The sequence below is a fragment of the Rhizobium sp. BK602 genome (genome assembly GCF_014195095.1).
In the GTDB taxonomy this organism is placed as follows: domain Bacteria; phylum Pseudomonadota; class Alphaproteobacteria; order Rhizobiales; family Rhizobiaceae; genus Rhizobium.
In genome coordinates this window covers 672,799-691,892 of the sequence record NZ_JACIBC010000003.1, presented here as the reverse complement: position 1 = coordinate 691,892, position 19,094 = coordinate 672,799, and the positions used below count along the sequence as shown (strand labels likewise).

The following is a 19,094-nucleotide window of genomic DNA, read 5'->3' as shown; positions in this document are numbered from 1 at the left end:
CAATGACCTATCTGTTTTCCACCTACTGGTTATGGATGCTTCTCGCACTGGTGCTTGGGGGCATCGTCGGTTTCGTGACCTTCCTGCGCTCAAGAAGCGGCTGGTGGCCGGATGCCTGGCCCGGCTGGTTCAAGCTGCTGGGCCTGCTGTTTCTCATCGGCCTGGTCGTGGCTATATTCAAATGGTTGCCCGGACTGGCGGGACACTATCTCGAAACCGCGCTGCTCTTCGTCGGAAGCTATATCGTCGGCTGCTTCCTCGGTAGCTGGCTGGCGAGTTTCGGCGCGCGGGAAGCGGATGTGAGCGAGCCTCTCGTAGCCGCCGAACCCACGCCTGTTCGGGTCACGCCGCCGTCTCCCGTGCCGACGCCAGCCCCAGCGCCGATTCCAACACCCGAGCCGGTGCGGGCAACCGCATCGGCACCAGTTCCCGCCGCTCCCGCTGGCGATCACCTCCATCCCGGCCTGCGCCCGCTGGCCTTGGTGAAAGGGGCTGCCGCCCCTGACGATCTGAAGCTCATCGACGGTATCGGTCCCGTCAACGAGGGCAAGCTCAATGAGTTGGGTGTCTGGACCTTCAAACAGATCGCGGCCTGGACGCCGGAAAATGCCGAATGGGTCGGCAGCTATATGGCCTTCCCCGGCCGCATCGAGCGCGAGGACTGGATCGGGCAGGCGGCGCAATTGGCGAAAGGGCTCGGAACCGATTCCGCGCGCTCGGGCGATACGCCCACATCACCTGGCCCGGCGTCATCGGCGCCTGCCGCGACCACCACCGCTGGCGCTGACGGTGAGCATCCCGGCCGGCGCCCGCCGACCGCCGCGAAAGGAGATGCGACGCCGGACAATCTGAAGCGCATTTCCGGCATCGGCCATGTCAATGAGATCAAGCTGAACGAGCTTGGCATCTGGACCTTTGCCCAGATCGCGGCCTGGACCGAGGAAAATGCCGAATGGGTCGGCAGCTACCTGGCCTTTCCGGGCCGCATCGAGCGCGAGGACTGGGTCGGGCAGGCCGCGAAGCTGGCGAAGGGGATCGAGACCGAATTCTCCCGCCGCGTCGACCAGGGTGACGTGCCGACTTCGCTTTAGCATAGGGATACCGTTTCCTCCCGAAGACCGGACGCCCCGCAGCTTGAGGCTGCGGGGCAAAAATCTCTAATGGAGCGATCCGTGGGTCGCCGCCGCGGAGAGCATCTCCGTCCGGCGGCAATCGCATCAATAACGGTCGTGTACGACGCCCATGATCTCACCGTCGCGGGACACGCTGACCAGAAGGTTGTCGCCGTCGCGCGACGCCCTGACGAGATATCGTTCGCCGACATCGTCGACATCCCGGACGCGATAGCCCCGCCGCTCCAGCAGCCGGATGACATCGTTCGGGCCAAAGCTGTGGCGCCGTTCTCCCCATCGGTTGGTCGAGTCGTGCTCGCGGTTCCAGTGCTGGATGAAGGACGGCTCCACCTGGTCGTCGTCCGAAGCATCGTCGGGTGAATGGTCCCGGTAGATGATCACCTGTGCGGCGGCCGGACTTATGCCACCGATCGTGGCCGCCATGGTCAAGGCGAGAGCCGCGAAGATAGTTTTCATGATCGGATTCCTTTACCGAAGTCTCTTCATGGCGCGCAGCGCTTGTGCCATCGATTGCGAGAGCCGATGTCCAGCGTTGGCAGTTGCAGGTCTTTTCCGCGCGCCTCGGCCTGCCGGACGACCATATGTCTTCCGATTTTTCGTTTGTGTTTTTCTTTGTTGAGAAAGTTACAGCGCCCGGACGGCATGACGTCTCGACGGATAGACAGGCCCTGCAATGTCGAAGAGGCCGGCACCGATATGGTGCCGGCCTCTGCCGCAAGCTTGGGAGAAGAGGACGTCTGCCGAAGATCAGTTCTTCACGGTATCTTCCAGGAAGAACCGGCCGAGCGGGTTCTGGTAGAAGTTCTCGATGTTCTTGCGCGAGACGTTGATATAGGGGCTGTAATAGAGGTCGATCCAGTTGACGTCGTCCTTCGCCATCTTCTGCAGATCGATATACATCTGCTCGCGCTTCTTCGGATCGAGCTCCAGGCGCGCCTTGGCCACGAGTTCTTTCACCGCCTCGTTCTTGTAGTTGGTGGAATAGTTGTTGTTGGAATCGTGGCCGAGCACGAAGGTCGTCTTCTGGTCGGGGTCGAGAATGTCATTGGTCCAGTAGTTGACCGAGATGTCGTAATCGCCGGCGACCGTCATATCCCATTCCTGGCTGGGATCGACCTTCTGCAGGTTGGCGGTGATGCCGGCCTTTTGCAATTGCTGCTGGATCAGCACCGCCGTCTGCTCGTCGACTTCATCGCCGGCGCGCAGCAGATAGGTCAGGGTCAGGTTGGAAACGCCGGCGTCCGCCAGTAGCTTCTTGGCCTTTTCCGGGTCGTAGGGGCGCTGCAGGTTGTCGGCATAGTGATAGAGCGCGCCCTTGGGAATGTAGGAATTGGCGACCGTACCCTGGCCGAAGGTGACGGCATCGACGATCGCCTTCTTGTCGATGGCGAGATCGAGCGCCTGGCGGACCTCCTTCTTGCCGAGATCGCCATGCGCATGGTTGATCAGCAGATGATCCTCGCGCGTCGAGGCGTCGATGTCGACGGTGAGGTTCGGGTCTTTCTGCAATTCCGCCACGCGGGAGAAGGGCACGAAGATCGCCGTGTCGAGCTGGCCGGCCTGGACGTTCAGCATACGGGTATTGTCGTCGGGGACGGAGATCCATTCGACGCCGTCGAGTTTCACGCGGTCGGCCTGCCAGAAATTGGGGTTCTTCTTGAGGATGATGCGGTCGCCGCGCCGCCATTCGTCGACGGTGAAGGCGCCCGAGGCGATCGGCTTTTCGGCATAGGCGTCGGGGCCGAGCGTCTCCATGCCCTTCTTGGAGATGACGGAGGCGTTGGGGAGCGCCAGCGTCGAGAGGAAGGGTGCGGAGGGGTGCTTGAGCTTGATCGTCAGCGTATGGGCGTCGGTCGCGACCGCCGTGTCGATCACCTTGTAGGAATCGCTCCAGAGCGAGGCCGGATCGTCGCGAATGCGCAGCAAGCTGAAGGCGGCGTCCTCGGCCGTCAGTGGCGAGCCGTCGGAGAATTTCGTGTCGCGGATCTTGAAGACGTAGGTCAAGCCATCGTCGGAGGCCGTCCAGCTTTCGGCGAGGCCGGGCTCCAGCTTGGTGCCGGTCTTGTCGACGCGGATCAGCACGTCGTAGACGTTCGAGAACACCCAGTTGTCGATGTTCTGGGCGGTCTTGATCGGATCGAACGTGGTCGAATCCTCGCGGCGGCCGATGGTCAGCACGCCGGCTGCCTCGGCATAGGTTGCGGTGAGCGTGAGGCCGGCGACGATGGCCGCAAGCCCGATTGATTTCCATCTGCTGGTCATGAGATCGTTCCCTTGTTTGTTATGGCATGCGTTTGAATGGCAGGATTTCGGCGATGTGGTTTTCACCGCGAAGATCGGTTTCGGCAAAGAGTTGTTTGTCCGGATCGATGTCCGGAATGGCAGCGATGAGCGAGGCCGTGTAGGCATGTTTCGGACGTGCGAAGACCTCCTCTGACAGGCCTTCCTCGACAATCTCGCCGCGATACATGACGACGGTGCGTTCGCAGAGATTGCGGACGATGGCGAGATCATGGGCGATGAAGAGCAGGGTCAGGTTCATCTTCCGCGTCAGCTCGCGGAAGAGTTCGATGATCTGCGCCTGGATGGTGACGTCGAGCGCGGCGACGCATTCGTCAGCGATGATGAGCTGCGGGTCGACGGCGAGCGCGCGGGCGATGCCGGCGCGCTGGCACTGGCCGCCGCTCATGCTGCGCGGCTTGCGCTTGGCGAATTCGCGCTCCAGACCGACGAGATCGAGCAGTTCGTAGACGCGGGCAGGGATGTCGGCGGATGCAACTTTGCCCTGTACCTTGAGCACTTCGGTGAGCATATCGCCGATCGTCAGCCGCGGATTGAGCGCGTTATACGGATCCTGGAACACCATGGCCGCCTCGCGCCTGAGCTTGGCGAGGCTCGTCGTTCTCTGTTGCGCGAGATCGATACCATCGAAGGCGATATGGCCGGAGGAGAGCGGCGTCAGGCCGAGAATAGCGCGCGCAAGCGTGCTCTTGCCGCTGCCGGATTCGCCGACGATCCCGACGGTCTCGCCAGGCATGATCCGCAGGCTGACGCCCGAGACGGCATTGACCGTTCTGGCGCCACTGCCCTTGAGGAAGCCGCCGCCGACATTGAAGCGGACGTGCAGGTCGTCGATTTCGACGAGCGGCTTGAGGGGCGTATCCTCTTTCGCCACATCCGTAACGGATGCCGCCTCGTCGAGCATCGACGGATGGCTGTTGATCAGGTCGATCGTGTAGGGATGGCGCGGCTGCGACAGGATTGTCCGTTTCGGACCCTGCTCCAGCAGCTTGCCGCCGCGCATCACGGCGATGCGGTCGCAGGTCTGGGCGACGATGCCGAGATCGTGGGTGATGAGGATGATCGAAAGGCCGCGCTTGTCGCGGATGTCCATCAGGAGCTTGAGGATCTGCGCCTGGATGGTGACGTCGAGCGCGGTTGTCGGCTCGTCGGCGATCAGGATTTTCGGGTTGCAGGACAGCGCCACGCCGATCATCGCGCGCTGGCGCATGCCGCCGGAGAACTCGTGCGGATAGCTGTCATATTGCCTGATGGGATCGGGAAAGCCGACCTGGCTGAGGATTTCGATGGCGGCCGCGCGCGCTTCTCGGGCGCCAAGCCCCTGATGAAAGCGGATGCCCTCGGCGATCTGTTCGCCGATACGCATGACCGGATCGAGATGGCTGGTCGGGTTCTGGAAGATCATGCCGATCTCGCCGCCGCGCACCTTCAGCATGTCGGCATCGCTGATTGTCGTGAGATCGCGGCCCTCGAGCAGGATGCTGCCGCTTTCGATCTTCAATAGCGAGGAGGGCAGGAGGCGGATCAGTGAGCGGCAGAACAGGCTCTTGCCGGAGCCGCTTTCGCCGACGAGGCCGAGGATTTCCCCCTTGGCGAGATCGAGCGACACGGTGTCGATCAATGTGCGTTCGCCCGTATCGAGATGTGCCTTGACGGTGAGGTCACGGACGGAAAGGACGGAGGCGCTCATTCATGCACCCCCAGCAGCTCGCCGAGCGCATCGCCCAGCATGCTGAAGCCAAAGGCGAGGCAGACGATGGAGAGGCCGGGGAATAGCGTGATCCACCAGGCGGTGGTGATGAAGCTCTGGCCTTCGGCGACCATGACGCCCCATTCCGCCAGCGGCGGCTGCACGCCAAGCCCGAGATAGCTGACGGCGGCACCGCTCAACAGGACCAGCACGGCATCCGACATCGAAAAAACGATGGAGCCGGCGATGGCGTTCGGCAGCAGGTGGCGGAACATGATGCGAAAGCGGCTGAAGCCGAGGCTGACGGCGGCGACCGCATAGTCGCTGTTCTTCAGCACCAGCATCTGCGCGCGGATGAGGCGGGCATAGGAGACCCAGCCGACCAAGGCCATGGCGATATAGAAGCTGCCGAGCCCCGGTCCGAGGATGGCGATGATGGAGAGCATCAGCACCAGGAAGGGGAAGGCGAGGATGATGTCGACCAGCCGCATGAACAGCGCGTCGACGATCCCGCCGAAAAAGCCGGCGACGGTGCCGATCGTCGTGCCGATCAGGAAGGGAAAGACGACGCCGATCAGCGCCATCTGCAGATCGATGCGGGTGCCCCAGATGACGCGTGAGAGGATGTCGCGGCCGAAATTGTCGGTGCCGAAAGGATGCAGGATGGACGGCGCCTGCAAGCGGACATCGGCATTCTGCAGGATCGGGTCATAGGGCGCGATCACGGGGGCGGCGAGCGCCACCAGCAGGAAGAATGCAAGAACGCCGCCGCCGATGACGAGGGTCAGCCGCTTGCCGAGGAAATGGCGCCAGGCGATCGAGGTGGGTGCGGTTGCCTGGAGGCTCATAGCGTCACCCTCGGATCGGCGGCGACGGTGACGATATCGGCGAGGAAATTGATGAAGACGGTGGCGCAGGCAAAGACCATGGCGACGCCCTGAACGACCATGTAATCGCGCGAGAAGATGGCGCGCACAAGAAGCTGGCCCATGCCGGGGAGCGCAAAGACGCTCTCGACGACGACCGTGCCGCCGATCAGCCAGCCGATATTGACCGCCAGCAGATTGATTGATGGTACCAGCGAATTCGGCAGCACGTGCCGCCAGAAGACGATGTTTTCCGGCATGCCACGCGCCCGCGCCGCCGTCGCCACGTCGGATTTCAGGGATTCGATCATCGCCGCGCGCAGGCTGCGCGTCAGCACGGTCGATAGCGACAACGCGATGGTGAGGCTCGGCAGGATGAGATGCAGCAGCTTGTCGCCGAGCGTCTCGCCGTAGCCGGAAACGGGAAGCACGCCGAGATCGACGCTGAAGAGGATGATCAGCATCAGGCCGAGCCAGAAGGGCGGAAAACCGATGCCGAAGGTGGAAACGATGCGCACGATATGATCCGGCGCCCGGCCGCTGTTGCGGGCCGCTATCGCCGCCATCGGCACGGCGATGGCGGCCGACAGGAGGACGCTTGCGACGACGAGCGCCACGGTCGGCTCGATGCGGGTGACGATCAGCTTCAGGACATCGATCTTGTAGAGGATGGATTTGCCCATCTCGCCATTGGCGAGGTTCTTCAGGAAATAGAGATATTGCAGCCAGATCGGCTGGTCGAGGCCGTATTGGGCGCGGATATTGGCAAGCGCCGTCGGTGTCGCGCGCGTGCCGAGAATGTTGCGGGCGGGATCGCCGGGAATGAGGCGCACCAGGATGAAGGTGATGACGCTGATGCCGAAGATGACGGGCAGGAATTGCAGCGGCCGGCTGAGAACGAACCTATAGCGATGCATCGCGATGATCGCTCCCTTGCCGTCCTCGGGTGTCGAATTTTTGCTGTCGCATCATGCCGGCCCGTGTTTCGAGAGGAAGCCGAGAAGCGCCGGATAATAGTCTCCGGGATTCTCATAGAAGGGCATATGGCTGGCATTCGCGAACAGCTTGAGTTCGGCGTTCGGGATTGCGAGTTTCATGCGCAGCGCACAGGCCGGCGTCAGCTCGTCATGCTCGCCGACGGTGATCAGCGTCGGCACGGTCATCCCCGGCAGGTCGGGGATGCGGTTCCAGTCCTTGAGGTTGCCGATATAAAGGAATTCGTTCGGCCCCTGCATCGTCGCGTAAGGTCCCATGTTCCAGTCGTCGAGCGAGCGGCGCACCGGCGCCGGCCATTCCGGCAGGCGGCAGACATGGCGATAGTTGAGGATGGTCACGGCGGCCAGGTATTCCGGGTGATCGTAGCTGCCTTGCGCCTCGTGCTTCTGCATCATCGCTACCGTTTCCGGACCGAGCGCGGCGCGCAGCCGCTCCAGTTCGCAGATCAGGTGCGGCATGTCGGCGACGGTATCCTCGAGGATCAGCGTCTTGAGGTTTTCGGGATAGGTCAGCGCATAGTCGATGGCGAGCCAGCCGCCCCAGGAATGGCCGAGCATATGGACCTGGCCGAGCCCGAGTGCCTCGCGGACGGTCTCCGTCTCCTCGACATAGCGGCCGATGGTCCAGAGCGCGGGATCGGTCGGACGATCAGAGGTGCCGGTTCCAAGCTGATCGAAGGCGACGACGCGGTAGCCGTGATCGACGAGGCAGGAATGGGCCTCGCGCAGATAGTCGCAGGGAAGGCCCGGACCGCCATTCAGGCAGAAGACGGTTTCGGAGCCGGAACCGAAGCTGTAGGCCACCACCTTATGGCCGTCGACTTCGACCTCTATCCGCTCGTCGGGCTGCATTTCGCGCCACATCAGCTCACTCCGGCAAAGATTCTTCTTGCTCAACATTTGGGCATGATTAAATTTTTACCGTAAACCGCAATCCACACCAGCTATAAGAAGTGATAGGGTTGGGTCTGAATGCGAGCCGGAGTTATCCCATGCTTGACGAAATTGGAGCGATCAGGCGCCAGTTCACGGCGCACGACACGCTGGACGGACGGATCGACCAGGCGTTCGAGGCGATGCAGCGGCTCGGCTTCGAGGCTCTGATCTACGACTATACGCCGGTTCCCTACGATCTCGACGGCGAGATCATGGTGCCGTCCTTCCTGAAGCTGCGCAACATTTCGGACGACATGCTCGAATATTGGTTCGACCGCGGCTATTTCCGCATCGACCCGGTGCAGCAGGTGGCGCTGCGCAGTTCCGCGCCGTTTTTCTGGAACTACAATGCCGCAGCCGATACCGCGATCAACCGCTATCTGGGGGAAAGCACCGAGCCGGTCGCGCGCTATCTCAACGAACGCGACATGTCGAGCGGCGTCACCGTGCCGGTGCATATGCCGCGCGGCGACTATGCGACGGTGACCGGTATCCGCTTCGGGGCCAACAAGGATTTCGAGCGCAACGCATTGCGTTACATCGCCGATTTCGGCCTGCTCGCGCATGTCTTCCACGAGACGGCCTATATGCTGTTCGATTCCAGCGCGCGCAGCGTCGGCAAGATGCGGCTGACGGAGCGGGAGAGGGAGTGCCTGCGCTATTCGGCCGAGGGGCTTTCGGCCAAGGAAATCTCGCGCATCATCGACCGCTCGGTGCCAACCGTCGTCATGCATCTCAATGCCGCCGCCAAGAAGCTGGGCGCCAAGAACCGCACGCAGGCGGTGGTGCGGGCCACGCATTACCGGCTTCTGGAAAACGAGCCATCCTATAACTTCTGATAGCTGCCGCCGGCATTTGCGCCGCGTTATGCTTTTCCATCCTGGTCAAAAAGATGGAGAGACACGTGGCCGCCGTCGCATCGAACGAAGCCTTCCTGCCCTTTCGCGAATACCGGACCTGGTATCGCATCACCGGATCGCTCGATAGCGGCAAGCTGCCTTTGGTCGTCGCCCATGGCGGCCCCGGCTGCACGCACGACTATGTCGATTCCTTCAAGGGCATCACCGAGATCGACGGCCGCGCCGTCATCCATTACGATCAGCTCGGCAATGGCAACTCCACGCGTCTGCCGGAAAAAGGTCCTGATTTCTGGACGCCGGCGCTCTTCCTCGAGGAGCTGGACGCGTTGCTTGCGCATCTCGGCATCCAGGACCGTTACGCCTTCCTCGGCCAGTCCTGGGGCGGCATGCTGGGAGCGGAACATGCGGTGCGCCGGCCGAAGGGACTGAAAGCGCTCGTCATCGCCAATTCGCCGGCAAACATGCATACCTGGGTTTCGGAGGCCAACCGTCTGCGCCGCGAGCTGCCGCAGGAGGTGCAGGAGACGCTTCTGCGACATGAGGAAGCCGGTACGATCACCGATCCGGACTATATCGCCGCTTCGCGCGTCTTCTACGACCGGCATGTCTGCCGCGTCGTGCCCTGGCCGCTGGAGGTGGCGCGCACCTTCGCCATCATGGACGAGGACAACACCGTCTATCGCAACATGAACGGCCCGACCGAATTTCACGTCATCGGCACGATGAAGGACTGGACGATCGAGGAGCGGCTGCCCCTGATCGAGGCGCCGACGCTGTTGATCTCGGGCAAATACGATGAGGCGACGCCGGAGGTGGTGAGGCCCTATGTCGAGCGTGTCGCCGGCTGCAAGTGGGTGCTGTTCGACGAGTCCAGCCACATGCCTCATGTCGAGGAGAAGGCGTTGTGCCTGGCAACGGTCTCCACCTTCCTGTCGCAGTATGATTGAGCTCAAGCCTGGTCTTTGTCGGCCAAGGGCTTGGCAAGGCGGATAAGGCCTCTAGATCCCACCATGACCGCCGGGAGAGACGTGGTCGTGGAGGGGACATGGCGATCATTCTGAGCGATAGCGATCTGGAGCGGATTCCGGTTATGGCGCTTGCCATGGAGGCGATCGAGGCGGCAATTCTTGCCCGCGCCGCCGGGGATCTGGTGTCGCCGCCAAGGCACAATGTTTCCTTCGCGCAAAAGGGCGACCTGATCTTCACGATCGGGGGAACGACGGACCACGCGTCGATTGCCGGCTTCCGGGTCTACGATACTTTCCGGGGGCCGCGGCACGAACAGATCGTCGCGGTCTGGTCGACCGAGACGGCCGAACTTCAGGGCATCTTCATCGGCACCCGGCTGGGGGAAATCCGTACCGGCGCGATCGGCGGCATCGCCGTCCGCTACATGTCGTCTCCCGACGCCACGACCGTCGGGATCATCGGCAGCGGCCAGCAGGCGCGCGCGCAGCTGGAGGCAACCGCTCTTGTCCGCCAGCTTTCCCATGTTCGCGTCTATAGCCGCAGCGAGCGCAATCGCTATCATTTCGCCCTGGAGATGGAGGAGCGTCTGGGTATTCCGGTCGAGGCCGCGGACTCGCCGCGCTGCGCTGTCCGAGACGCTGATATCGTGATCTGCGCCACCAGTAGCCTGACGCCGGTACTCAAGGCGGATTGGCTGAAGCCCGGCGCCCACATCAACACCGTCGGCCCCAAGATGGTGGACGAGCACGAACTCGATCTCGACGTTGCCGCCGCCGCGCATCTGATCGCCACGGATTCCCCGGAGCAGGTGAAGGCCTACAGGATGCCGTTTTTCCTCGAGGGAACGCCGAGCGCCGAGCGGATGGTCGACCTCGCAGCGATCGTCAGCGGCAAGCTTGCCGCCCGCGAGGAACCTGGCCAGACGACCTTGTTCTGTTCCGTGGGGCTTGCCGGCACCGAGGTGCTGGTGGGCGCGCGCATTCTGGATGCACTGAAAATGAAGGCCGCGGTCGGCTGAGATGAGGACGTTCCGACTGCGCTTGCCTCCCGCGATCGGCTTATCCTATTTCGCGGGACCGGGGATGGCGCAGTCGTCGTCATCCTGACCGCCGGGGGCCTTCCCGCAGTTCAAATAGGCCTGAAAATCCTTGATCCGGCTTTGCGTCAGACCGTTGGCGCAACTGTTGAAATTCATGGGATTGATGCTGCCGCCGGCCGATCGGACCGTGGCAAGGGTGCATTCGGCGTCGCGAAAGGCGATCCATTTCTTCTGCGCGTCGACCAGCAGCTTCTTGGTGTCGTCATCGTCCTTCAGCCGGCTTTGCATAGCCCTGTAAAGCTTGTTCAGACTGTCATCGCTCTTCTTCAGATCGTCGAGGGAGCACTGCGTCAGGTCGAACTGGCTTTGCGCCTTCTTGTAGCAGGCCTCATCGGCCCATGCATTCGAGGCGGCGGCCATTGCCGCAGACATGGCAAGAATGGCGAGCATTGCCGCGGAACGTTTCATGGATACTCCCCCTTGAAGACACGTTGAGTGCTTTTGAATTCAACCACATCGGGAGGGGTTGCGCCAGGGTTGCGGCGGCTGCCATTAGCATTGCCAGCTCTACGCGATCACTACTGCAGCAATTGCCGCGCTGTTGCCCGAAACATCTCCGCCAATTGCTTCAAGAGCGGGCCGGTGGGCGCGCTTCGGCGCCAGCACAGGCCGATGCGGCGCTTTGGGTTGCCGTCGCTGAATTTCTGGAGGCGAATGCGATCCGACGACATCAACGGGCCGATGGTCGCCAGCATGGGCAGCAGGGTTATGCCGACATTCGCGCCGACCATCAGACGAAGCGTTTCGAGGCTCGTCGCCTGGAAGGAGGATTTCTGTCCGGCGCCGGACAGCCGGCAGATTTCGAGCGCATGCTCGCGCAGGCAATGTCCTTCCTCCAGAAGCATCAGATCATAACGCGAGAGGTCTTCCATGCCGAGACTGTCCCGGTCCGCCAGCGGGTGTTTGCGCGGTAAGGCGAGCAGGAAAGGCTCCTCGAACAGGAATTCCACCTGCAATTGGTCGCTCTCGACCGGCAGTGCGAGAAGCGCGGCGTCAAGCTCGCCGCTGCGCAGGCGCGACAACAGCACGCCGCTTTTCTCCTCGCTCAGCAGGATTTCCAGCTGCGGGAACCGCTCGTGCACCTGCGGCACCACATGCGGCAGGAAATAGGGGCCGAGTGTCGGAAAGGCACCGAGACGCAGTGTGCCGAGTTCCTGGTTCTGGTTGAGCAGCGCGGCGTTCTTCAATTGCTGGACATCGGCGAGGATTCGCTTGGCCCGTTCGGCGGCATCCTTGCCGAAGGAGGTCAGCATGACGGAGCGCGAGTCCCGCTCCAATAGCGGCGTGCCGAGTTCGATCTCGAGCTTTCTGATCTGCGCCGACAAGGTCGGCTGGCTGACCAGGCAAGCCTCCGCCGCGCGGCCGAAATGGCGGTATTTGGCGAGCGCGACGAGATATTCCAGTTCCCTCAGGGTCATGATCTGCCCTGGCCGCTCACGCGGCCTTGGCCTCTTCCTCCTTTGGGGCGGAGCTGCGGATGAGATGATCGAAAGCGGCGAGTGACGCCTTCGCGCCTTCACCGAGGGCGATGACGATCTGCTTGTAGGGGACGGTGGTGCAATCGCCTGCGGCAAAGACACCAGCCAGCGAGGTCTGGCCGTGCTGATCGACGACGATTTCGCCGCGCGGGGAAAGCGCGATCGTGTCCTTCAGCCATTCCGTATTCGGCAGGAGGCCGATCTGCACGAAGATGCCGTCGAGCGCGAGCGTATGCTTCTCGCCCTTGCCGCGATCGTCGTAGGAAAGGCCGGTGACCTTGCCGCCGTCGCCCAGCACTTCGGTCGTCTTGGCCGACAGGATGATCTCGACATTGGGCAGGCTGCGCAGCTTGCGCTGCAACACGTCGTCGGCGCGCAGCGTGCTGTCGAATTCGATGAGGGTGACATGCCTGACGATGCCGGCGAGATCGATCGCCGCCTCGACGCCGGAATTGCCGCCGCCGATCACGGCGACATTCTTGCCCTTGAACAGCGGGCCATCGCAATGTGGGCAATAGGCGACGCCCTTGTTGCGGTACTGCTCCTCGCCGGGCACGCCCATCTGCCGCCAGCGCGCGCCGGTGGAGAGAATGAGGGTGCGGGATGTGAGCGTTGCACCGCTTGCAAGCTCGACCTCGAACAGATCGGCCCGCTGCGTGAGCTTTTCGGCCCGCTGCAGGTTCATGATCTCGACGGGGTAGTCCTTCACATGCGTTTCCAGCGCGGTGGCGAAGGCCGGGCCTTCAGTGTGCGGCACGGAAATGAAATTCTCGATCGCCATGGTGTCGAGCACCTGACCGCCGAAGCGTTCGGCGACGACACCGGTGCGAATGCCCTTGCGTGCCGCATAGATCGCCGCTGCCGCGCCGGCGGGGCCACCGCCGACAACGAGGACGTCGAACGTGTTGAGGCTCTTGAGCTTCTCGGCGGCACGCTTGGCGGCGCCCGTGTCGAGCTTGGCGATGATCTGCTCGACTTCCATCCGCCCCTGGCCGAAGACCTCGCCGTTCAGATAGACCGTTGGCACCGACATGACCTGCCGGTCCGCGACTTCCTGCGGGAAGACGGCACCATCGATGGCGACATGGCTGATCTTCGGATTGAGGATGGACATCAGGTTCAGCGCCTGGACGACATCGGGGCAATTCTGGCAGGACAGCGAGAAATAGGTTTCGAAGCGGAAGTCGCCCTCAAGGTCGCGGATCTGGTCGAGAATGGCCTGTTCGACACGCGGCGGATGGCCGCCGGTCTGCAGCAGCGCGAGCACCAGCGAGGTGAACTCGTGGCCGAGCGGAATGCCGGCGAAGCGCAGGCTGATATCGTGGCCGGGGCTTGTCAGCGCGAAGGAGGGGGCTCGCTCGCCGGCGTCGCGCGCCTGCACGAGGGCAATCTTCTCGGAGAGCGCGGCAATGTCTTCGAGGAGCGCCACCATCTCCCTGGACTTGGCGCTGTCATCGATATTCGCGCGGATCTCTATCGGCCGTACGACTTTTTCCAGATAGGCCTTGAGCTGGCTTTTCAGTGCATCGTCAAGCATCGACGTGTCTCCGTTCGAAAAGGGATTGGGCGCGGCCTGTCCGCCGGGACAAATGCCGTCTGCCTAAATTGCAAAAGAGAAGGACGCCTTCCCCTCTTGCGGGGAAGGCCGGGGCCGAAGCCGTGATCAGATCTTGCCGACGAGGTGCAGCGAGGGAGCGAGCGTCTTTTCGCCTTCTTCCCACTTTGCCGGGCAAACTTCGCCGGGATGGGCGCGGACGTACTGGGCAGCCTTGATCCGGCGCAGAAGGTCGGCGGCATTGCGGCCAATGCCCTCGGCGGTGATTTCAACGGCCTGGACGACACCGTCCGGATCGACGACGAAGGTGCCGCGATCGGCAAGGCCTTCGGCTTCGCGCATGACGTCGAAGTTGCGGGTGATCGTGCCCGTCGGGTCGCCGATCATGGCATACTGGATCTTGCCGATGGTCTCGGAGCTGTCGTGCCAGGCCTTGTGGGTGAAATGGGTATCGGTCGAAACCGAGAAGACCTCGACGCCGAGGCGCTGCAGTTCGGCGTAATTATCCGCGACATCGCCGAGCTCGGTCGGGCAGACGAAGGTGAAATCGGCCGGATAGAAAAAGAAGACCGCCCATTTGCCGGCGATGTCAGCTTCCGTGACCTCGATGAACTTGCCCTGCTTGAAGGCTTGGGCTTTGAACGGCTTGATGGCGGTATTGAGAACGGACATGGGACCCTTGTATGTTTGGACGGGAGGATTTCGCGGTGCAACATAGTGCGTGCATTGCGATAAGCAAAATAGATAAATCAGAAAAATTCGATAGATTTTGTCTATGGGGCTGGCGCATGCGGCAGGAAGTTGCGTGCGCTGGAGATACGAATTTCAGGGGAACTCGGTCGAGAGTAGCCAAACATGGCGCATACCATTTGAGCTATCCCATGGCCGCCTTCTTTAGATGGGGGCGTTCGCTGCCTGTTCCAGCGTGATGCAAAGATTCGCAATTTTTGCTGGAGCCTTTTGCTGGACGACGCGTAGGAGCCTTTGATCGGCGGTCACGAAGCGCCAATTATGGCTAGCGGCAAGGCCGATATACAGGCAGTCATAGGCCGGATGGCCAAGGCTGATCGCCATCTCGGTGGCTTTGGTAAGCAGGCTACGCATGCCGAATAATTCGATGTTGCTTCGCTCCAGCAACCTTGCCGCCATGGCGGCCTCCGCAGCTGTCAGCTCGTTTCGTTGGGTCTTTTTCCAAAGAATGTTGGCGCATTCCGCCGTCAGTAGATCCGGGGCGGCAAAACGATGATTCTGCCGTAATCTGACTGCAAGCGGGGTCCCGTCCTCCTCAATGACCCATTTGATGGCGATGCTTGCGTCGACGACGAGCGTTTCCGTCACCGTTTGTCACGCTCTTCTCGGAGGAGGACTTCCGAGGGGGTTTGCTTGCGTTTTGCGGTCAGTTGGCGCAGTTGCGCCGCCAATGTGTCGAAGGAAGGCTCGACTTCGGTTTCCAGCGCCTGCCGCAGGATTTCCCGGTGTTCGGCTTCCGCCGAGCGGCCATGACGAGCTGCGCGCAGCTTGAGCTTGGCGATCAATTCGTCGTCGAGGTTGCGGACATGCAAATTGCCGGACACGTTGGCCTCCATGATCTCATTGAGAGCAAAGGTAGCAGCCCAAGCGGTGGCGTCAACATAATCTCCGAGGGATGGATGAAACGCGAGAATGCATTTTGAACGATATTGCCGGCAGGACTGCAGTCCGCACCCGTTCGCTGGTCCGTAATTTTTCGGATGAAACCTTGCAAATCGGCTCCTGTTGTATTATCTGCACGTCATCACCTGTATCGATAGCCTGCCGGGCCGACCTTTCGAGGCCGTGCCGGTGTCTGCTGTCCAGGGTAACAGCGAGGGCGCTCCCCAGTGATGGGTCGAGCGCCCTCAGCTTTTTTGTCGTTATGGCGACGGTCTGACGCGATATAGTCAGGCCTTGGAAATGCAGCGTCCATATCGCAGCCGCTGCGGACGATTCCGCTTCCGATCCAGATTTTGCCATTCGAATCAGATCATTGCCGCTCGTCGATAACAACGAGACGGAGGATGCATGGCGTTCGATACCAGCGATCGCGACCTCATCGAAGTGATGAAGCGGTATTTCATGGCGAAAGCGGAAGCGGGGGTGCTGAAGGCGCGGCTGGAGGCGGCCAGGCGGGTGGCAGGCGAGGAGATAGACAGGTTTTATGATCCACGGACCAATCCCGATCACGCCGCCGATCTCCTCAGATCGCATGCCTTGCGGCAGGAAATGGTCTCCTTGATGCAGCGCGCGGAAGACTGGGCCAAGGCTGGGGAAACGCTGGAACGAGCCGGTTTTGAACCGCGGGCGGATGCCTTGGACGCGGGATAGCCCAGATTGCTTCATCGATGGCCTTGTTAAATCAAGAATGTTGATATAAATGAAGGCGATTGATGAGGCATTCTGGATACGATGAAGCGCGGCTTTCTGACGATCTATGCGGGTGAGAACGCTGCGGTGTTGCGGGCGCTTTCCGTGCCCGCACGCGTGGATATGCTGAGGCTGTTGTGCTCCAACGGCCCGTTGAACGTCAACGAAATCGCGCGGGCGCTCGATCTGCCGCAGTCGACGGTCGCGACCGGGATCATGATTCTGGAAGAGGCCGGCCTGGTCGAGACCAAGGCGGCGAAGGCACGCAAGGGCTACCAGAAGATCTGCACGGCGCTTTACGACGAAATTCTCCTCAGCTTCGAGGACCCTGCCTTCAAGCATGATGAAGACGTGATCGAAGTGGCGATGCCGATCGGCCTCTATACGAGCTGCGAGACCCATGCGCCCTGCGGGCTTTGCTCGACGGAAGGGGTAATCGGGCTGCTGGATGTGCCGGATTATTTCCTTGATCCGCAACGCATGCAGGCGGGTCTCCTCTGGTTCGGGCGCGGTCATGTGGAATATAAATTTCCCAACAATGCCAAGATCCTGAACAAGAGCGTCAATGCCATCGAATTCTCGATGGAGTTGTCGTCGGAGGTTCCGGGGACCAATCCGGACTGGCCGTCCGATATCACCATCTGGGTCAACGGCGTTGCCGTCGGCACATGGACGTCGCCTGGCGATTACGGCGACAAGCGCGGCGCCTTCACGCCGAGCTGGTGGAAGCTCGAGGGCTCGCAATACGGCAAGCTGAAGACCTGGCGGATCTCGAAGAAGGGCACCTTCATCGACGGCGTCGCCACCTCGGATGTCACCATCGACGATCTTGCCATCGGTCAGCATTCCTCGATCCGGCTGAGGATCGGCATTGCCGACGACGCGCGTCATACCGGCGGCGTCAATATTTTCGGCCGCGGCTTCGGCAATTACGGGCGCGACATCCTCATGCGCATCGATCTGTCGTAAATTAAATCAGAAAATATGATATATAACGACACTGCTGCGAAAATTCGCTTGCGGCATAATTTTCCATAACATTTTGTATTTTCTTGTCTTATGCGGTTTTATGGTGGATTGGTGGTGCCTTCTGCGCAAAGAAACAACCAATTCGGCGTTGACTGCTCGGTCGAGTTATATCAGGATTGAGGTATAAGAACGAAATATTTGATACATACGGGAGGATAGCCGTGAAGGCGAATGTGGTCATCCATCGTGATTTCCGAATTGCCGATATCGACGACCGGCTCTACAGCTCCTTTCTGGAGCATCTGGGTAGGGCGATTTACGGGGGCATCTACGAGCCGGGGCATCCGACGGCGGATTCGGACGGATTTCGCCAGGATGTCATCGAGCTGGTGCGCGAGCTGAATTCGCCTTATTGCCGCTATCCCGGCGGCAATTTCGTATCCGCCTATGATTGGGAAGACGGGGTGGGGCCCCGTTCGGAGCGCCCGGTGCGTCTCGATCTCGCCTGGCGCACCCGCGAGAGCAACCAGATCGGCGTCAACGAGTTCGTCGACTGGTGCAAGAAGGCCAACACCAAGCCGATGCTCGCCGTCAATCTCGGTTCGCGCGGGCTGGATGCGGCCCGCAACTTCCTGGAATATTGCAATCATCCCGGTGGCACTTATTGGTCGGATCTGCGTCGCAAGCATGGCTGGGCCGATCCGCATGGCGTGAAGCTGTGGTGCCTCGGCAACGAGATGGATGGTCCGTGGCAGGTGGGTCACAAATCCGCCTATGAGTATGGACGGCTGGCCGACGAGACCGCCAAGGCCATGCGCGGCTTCGACAAGTCGCTGGAGCTGGTGGTCTGCGGTTCGTCCAACTCGGATATGAAGACCTATCCCGATTGGGAGGCCGAGGTTCTCGATCAGTGCTACGACAGCGCCGATTATATTTCGCTGCACATGTATTTCGCCAATCGCGAGAAGAACACGCTGAACTATCTCGCCAAGGCCGAGAAGCTCGACCGCTATATCGGCACCATCGGCGGCGTGATCGACTATATCAAGGCGAAGAAGCGCTCGAAGAAGACGATCGGTATTTCCTTCGACGAGTGGAACGTCTGGTATCATTCCAACCAGCAGGACAAGGACATTCTTGCGCGCGACGAATGGCCGGATGCGCCGCATCTCCTCGAAGACGTCTATAATTTCGAGGATGTTCTCCAGGTCGGTGGCATCCTGAACACCTTCATCCGCCGCTCCGACCGCGTGCGCATCGCCTGCATCGCCCAGCTCGTGAACGTCATCGCGCCGATCATGACGGAGAATGGTGGCCCTGCCTGGCGGCAGAGCATCTATTATCCGCTTTATTTCGCGTCGAAATATGGGCGCGGTTCCGCTCTTCGGCTTGTTGTCGATGGCCCGACCTATGACAGCGACGAGGCCGACGACGTACCCTATCTCGATGTCTCCGCCGTCCATGACGCTACGGCCAATGCGGTCACCCTGTTTGCGGTGAACCGGCATCCCGACGCGGCGCTCGATCTCGACACGCAGCTTCAGGGCTTCCCCGGCGCCCGCGTCTTCGAACAGCATGAGATGGTTCATGAGGATTTGAATGCGGTCAACACCGCGGCCCGGCCCAATACGGTGGTTCCCGCCGCCACGGGCAACGCCAAGATCGAGGATGGCCGGCTTCGCGCTACGCTGAAGCCGCTCTCCTATAACGTGATCCGGCTGTCGGTATGACGGCCGGCTTGCCGGGGCGCGGGATGCGCTCCGGCTGGCAGCGGCATCCGGCCATCGCGAGGAGGCGATGAAGCCGGCAAGGCCAATCTGCCGCAGGCCCGATCGGACGTAAATCGTTCGATCTCGGCCGA

Annotated in this window: 19 protein-coding genes; 7 read left to right on the top strand and 12 right to left on the bottom strand. The window is 61.4% G+C overall.

The features are described 5' to 3' along the window. Window positions 1-2: 2 nt before the first annotated feature. Window positions 3-1,091, top strand: a complete 1,089-nt coding sequence (locus FHX11_RS13560) for a hypothetical protein (RefSeq protein WP_184358146.1) — start codon at window positions 3-5, stop codon at window positions 1,089-1,091. A 126-nt stretch (window positions 1,092-1,217) separates the two neighbouring features. On the opposite strand, the gene FHX11_RS13555 is transcribed toward FHX11_RS13560, so the two are convergent. The 6 genes from FHX11_RS13555 to FHX11_RS13530 form a co-directional block, all read right to left on the bottom strand. Further along, window positions 1,218-1,589, bottom strand: a complete 372-nt coding sequence (locus tag FHX11_RS13555; protein ID WP_184358145.1) for a hypothetical protein — start codon at window positions 1,587-1,589, stop codon at window positions 1,218-1,220. A gap of 291 nt (window positions 1,590-1,880) precedes the next feature. Continuing rightward, window positions 1,881-3,395, bottom strand: coding sequence for an ABC transporter substrate-binding protein (locus FHX11_RS13550; protein ID WP_184358144.1), 1,515 nt, complete (start codon window positions 3,393-3,395; stop codon window positions 1,881-1,883). Window positions 3,396-3,414: 19 nt separating this feature from the next. Further along, on the bottom strand, window positions 3,415-5,124 hold the full coding sequence (locus tag FHX11_RS13545) for an ABC transporter ATP-binding protein (protein ID WP_184358143.1): 1,710 nt from the start codon (window positions 5,122-5,124) through the stop codon (window positions 3,415-3,417). Further along, window positions 5,121-5,972, bottom strand: coding sequence for an ABC transporter permease (locus FHX11_RS13540; RefSeq protein ID WP_184358142.1), 852 nt, complete (start codon window positions 5,970-5,972; stop codon window positions 5,121-5,123). Before FHX11_RS13540 ends, FHX11_RS13545 begins: the two co-directional genes overlap by 4 nt. Beyond that, on the bottom strand, window positions 5,969-6,907 hold the full coding sequence (locus FHX11_RS13535; protein WP_184358141.1) for an ABC transporter permease: 939 nt from the start codon (window positions 6,905-6,907) through the stop codon (window positions 5,969-5,971). The genes FHX11_RS13540 and FHX11_RS13535 overlap by 4 nt, the downstream gene beginning before the upstream one ends. Before the next feature lie 51 nt (window positions 6,908-6,958). Beyond that, entirely contained in the window at window positions 6,959-7,849 is an 891-nt protein-coding gene (locus tag FHX11_RS13530) for a proline iminopeptidase-family hydrolase (RefSeq protein ID WP_184358140.1), read from the bottom strand. 128 nt (window positions 7,850-7,977) lie between these two features. Here FHX11_RS13530 and FHX11_RS13525 point away from each other — a divergent pair, with 128 nt between their 5' ends. The 3 genes from FHX11_RS13525 (at window position 7,978) to FHX11_RS13515 (ending at window position 10,768) form a co-directional block, all read left to right on the top strand. Further along, a complete protein-coding gene (locus FHX11_RS13525; protein WP_184358139.1) occupies window positions 7,978-8,760 on the top strand; it encodes a LuxR family transcriptional regulator in 783 nt (260 codons plus the stop codon). A gap of 65 nt (window positions 8,761-8,825) precedes the next feature. Then, window positions 8,826-9,728, top strand: coding sequence for a proline iminopeptidase-family hydrolase (locus FHX11_RS13520; protein WP_348649703.1), 903 nt, complete (start codon window positions 8,826-8,828; stop codon window positions 9,726-9,728). A 98-nt stretch (window positions 9,729-9,826) separates the two neighbouring features. Continuing rightward, a complete protein-coding gene (locus FHX11_RS13515) occupies window positions 9,827-10,768 on the top strand; it encodes an ornithine cyclodeaminase family protein (protein ID WP_184358137.1) in 942 nt (313 codons plus the stop codon). Window positions 10,769-10,813: 45 nt separating this feature from the next. Here the strand turns inward: FHX11_RS13515 and FHX11_RS13510 are convergent, their stop codons facing one another. From FHX11_RS13510 to FHX11_RS13485, 6 genes are all read right to left on the bottom strand, one after another. Continuing rightward, on the bottom strand, window positions 10,814-11,257 hold the full coding sequence (locus FHX11_RS13510; RefSeq protein WP_184358136.1) for a lysozyme inhibitor LprI family protein: 444 nt from the start codon (window positions 11,255-11,257) through the stop codon (window positions 10,814-10,816). Window positions 11,258-11,367: 110 nt separating this feature from the next. Then, entirely contained in the window at window positions 11,368-12,267 is a 900-nt protein-coding gene (locus tag FHX11_RS13505) for a LysR substrate-binding domain-containing protein (RefSeq protein ID WP_184358135.1), read from the bottom strand. Between the two features lie 16 nt (window positions 12,268-12,283). Then, entirely contained in the window at window positions 12,284-13,864 is a 1,581-nt protein-coding gene (gene ahpF / locus FHX11_RS13500; RefSeq protein WP_184358134.1) for an alkyl hydroperoxide reductase subunit F, read from the bottom strand. A 126-nt stretch (window positions 13,865-13,990) separates the two neighbouring features. Then, window positions 13,991-14,554: an alkyl hydroperoxide reductase subunit C gene (ahpC, locus tag FHX11_RS13495; RefSeq protein WP_184358133.1), complete on the bottom strand. Its 564-nt coding sequence runs from the start codon at window positions 14,552-14,554 to the stop codon at window positions 13,991-13,993. 222 nt (window positions 14,555-14,776) lie between these two features. After that, window positions 14,777-15,220: a type II toxin-antitoxin system VapC family toxin gene (locus FHX11_RS13490; RefSeq protein ID WP_184358132.1), complete on the bottom strand. Its 444-nt coding sequence runs from the start codon at window positions 15,218-15,220 to the stop codon at window positions 14,777-14,779. After that, window positions 15,217-15,456, bottom strand: a complete 240-nt coding sequence (locus FHX11_RS13485; RefSeq protein WP_184358213.1) for a hypothetical protein — start codon at window positions 15,454-15,456, stop codon at window positions 15,217-15,219. Before FHX11_RS13485 ends, FHX11_RS13490 begins: the two co-directional genes overlap by 4 nt. Before the next feature lie 466 nt (window positions 15,457-15,922). On the opposite strand from FHX11_RS13485, the gene FHX11_RS13480 reads away from it, so the two are divergent. The 3 genes from FHX11_RS13480 (at window position 15,923) to FHX11_RS13470 (ending at window position 18,963) form a co-directional block, all read left to right on the top strand. Next, entirely contained in the window at window positions 15,923-16,225 is a 303-nt protein-coding gene (locus FHX11_RS13480; protein WP_184358131.1) for a hypothetical protein, read from the top strand. A gap of 81 nt (window positions 16,226-16,306) precedes the next feature. Then, entirely contained in the window at window positions 16,307-17,233 is a 927-nt protein-coding gene (locus FHX11_RS13475; RefSeq protein WP_184358130.1) for an ArsR family transcriptional regulator, read from the top strand. A gap of 221 nt (window positions 17,234-17,454) precedes the next feature. Beyond that, window positions 17,455-18,963 (top strand): alpha-N-arabinofuranosidase, encoded by a 1,509-nt coding sequence (locus FHX11_RS13470; protein ID WP_184358129.1) that lies wholly within the window; start codon window positions 17,455-17,457, stop codon window positions 18,961-18,963. The last annotated feature ends 131 nt before the right edge of the window (window positions 18,964-19,094 follow it).

Bases quoted from the DNA above. Each gene is read 5' to 3' on its own strand.
- FHX11_RS13525 (WP_184358139.1), top strand. From the start codon at position 7,978: ATGCTTGACGAAATTGGAGCGATCAGGCGCCAGTTCACGGCGCACGAC.
- ahpC (WP_184358133.1), bottom strand. From the start codon at position 14,554: ATGTCCGTTCTCAATACCGCCATCAAGCCGTTCAAAGCCCAAGCCTTC.
- FHX11_RS13535 (WP_184358141.1), bottom strand. From the start codon at position 6,907: ATGCATCGCTATAGGTTCGTTCTCAGCCGGCCGCTGCAATTCCTGCCC.
- FHX11_RS13510 (WP_184358136.1), bottom strand. From the start codon at position 11,257: ATGAAACGTTCCGCGGCAATGCTCGCCATTCTTGCCATGTCTGCGGCA.
- FHX11_RS13560 (WP_184358146.1), top strand. From the start codon at position 3: ATGACCTATCTGTTTTCCACCTACTGGTTATGGATGCTTCTCGCACTG.
- FHX11_RS13530 (WP_184358140.1), bottom strand. From the start codon at position 7,849: ATGTGGCGCGAAATGCAGCCCGACGAGCGGATAGAGGTCGAAGTCGAC.
- FHX11_RS13515 (WP_184358137.1), top strand. From the start codon at position 9,827: ATGGCGATCATTCTGAGCGATAGCGATCTGGAGCGGATTCCGGTTATG.
- FHX11_RS13550 (WP_184358144.1), bottom strand. From the start codon at position 3,395: ATGACCAGCAGATGGAAATCAATCGGGCTTGCGGCCATCGTCGCCGGC.
- FHX11_RS13480 (WP_184358131.1), top strand. From the start codon at position 15,923: ATGGCGTTCGATACCAGCGATCGCGACCTCATCGAAGTGATGAAGCGG.
- FHX11_RS13545 (WP_184358143.1), bottom strand. From the start codon at position 5,124: ATGAGCGCCTCCGTCCTTTCCGTCCGTGACCTCACCGTCAAGGCACAT.
- ahpF (WP_184358134.1), bottom strand. From the start codon at position 13,864: ATGCTTGACGATGCACTGAAAAGCCAGCTCAAGGCCTATCTGGAAAAA.
- FHX11_RS13540 (WP_184358142.1), bottom strand. From the start codon at position 5,972: ATGAGCCTCCAGGCAACCGCACCCACCTCGATCGCCTGGCGCCATTTC.
- FHX11_RS13555 (WP_184358145.1), bottom strand. From the start codon at position 1,589: ATGAAAACTATCTTCGCGGCTCTCGCCTTGACCATGGCGGCCACGATC.
- FHX11_RS13475 (WP_184358130.1), top strand. From the start codon at position 16,307: ATGAAGCGCGGCTTTCTGACGATCTATGCGGGTGAGAACGCTGCGGTG.
- FHX11_RS13505 (WP_184358135.1), bottom strand. From the start codon at position 12,267: ATGACCCTGAGGGAACTGGAATATCTCGTCGCGCTCGCCAAATACCGC.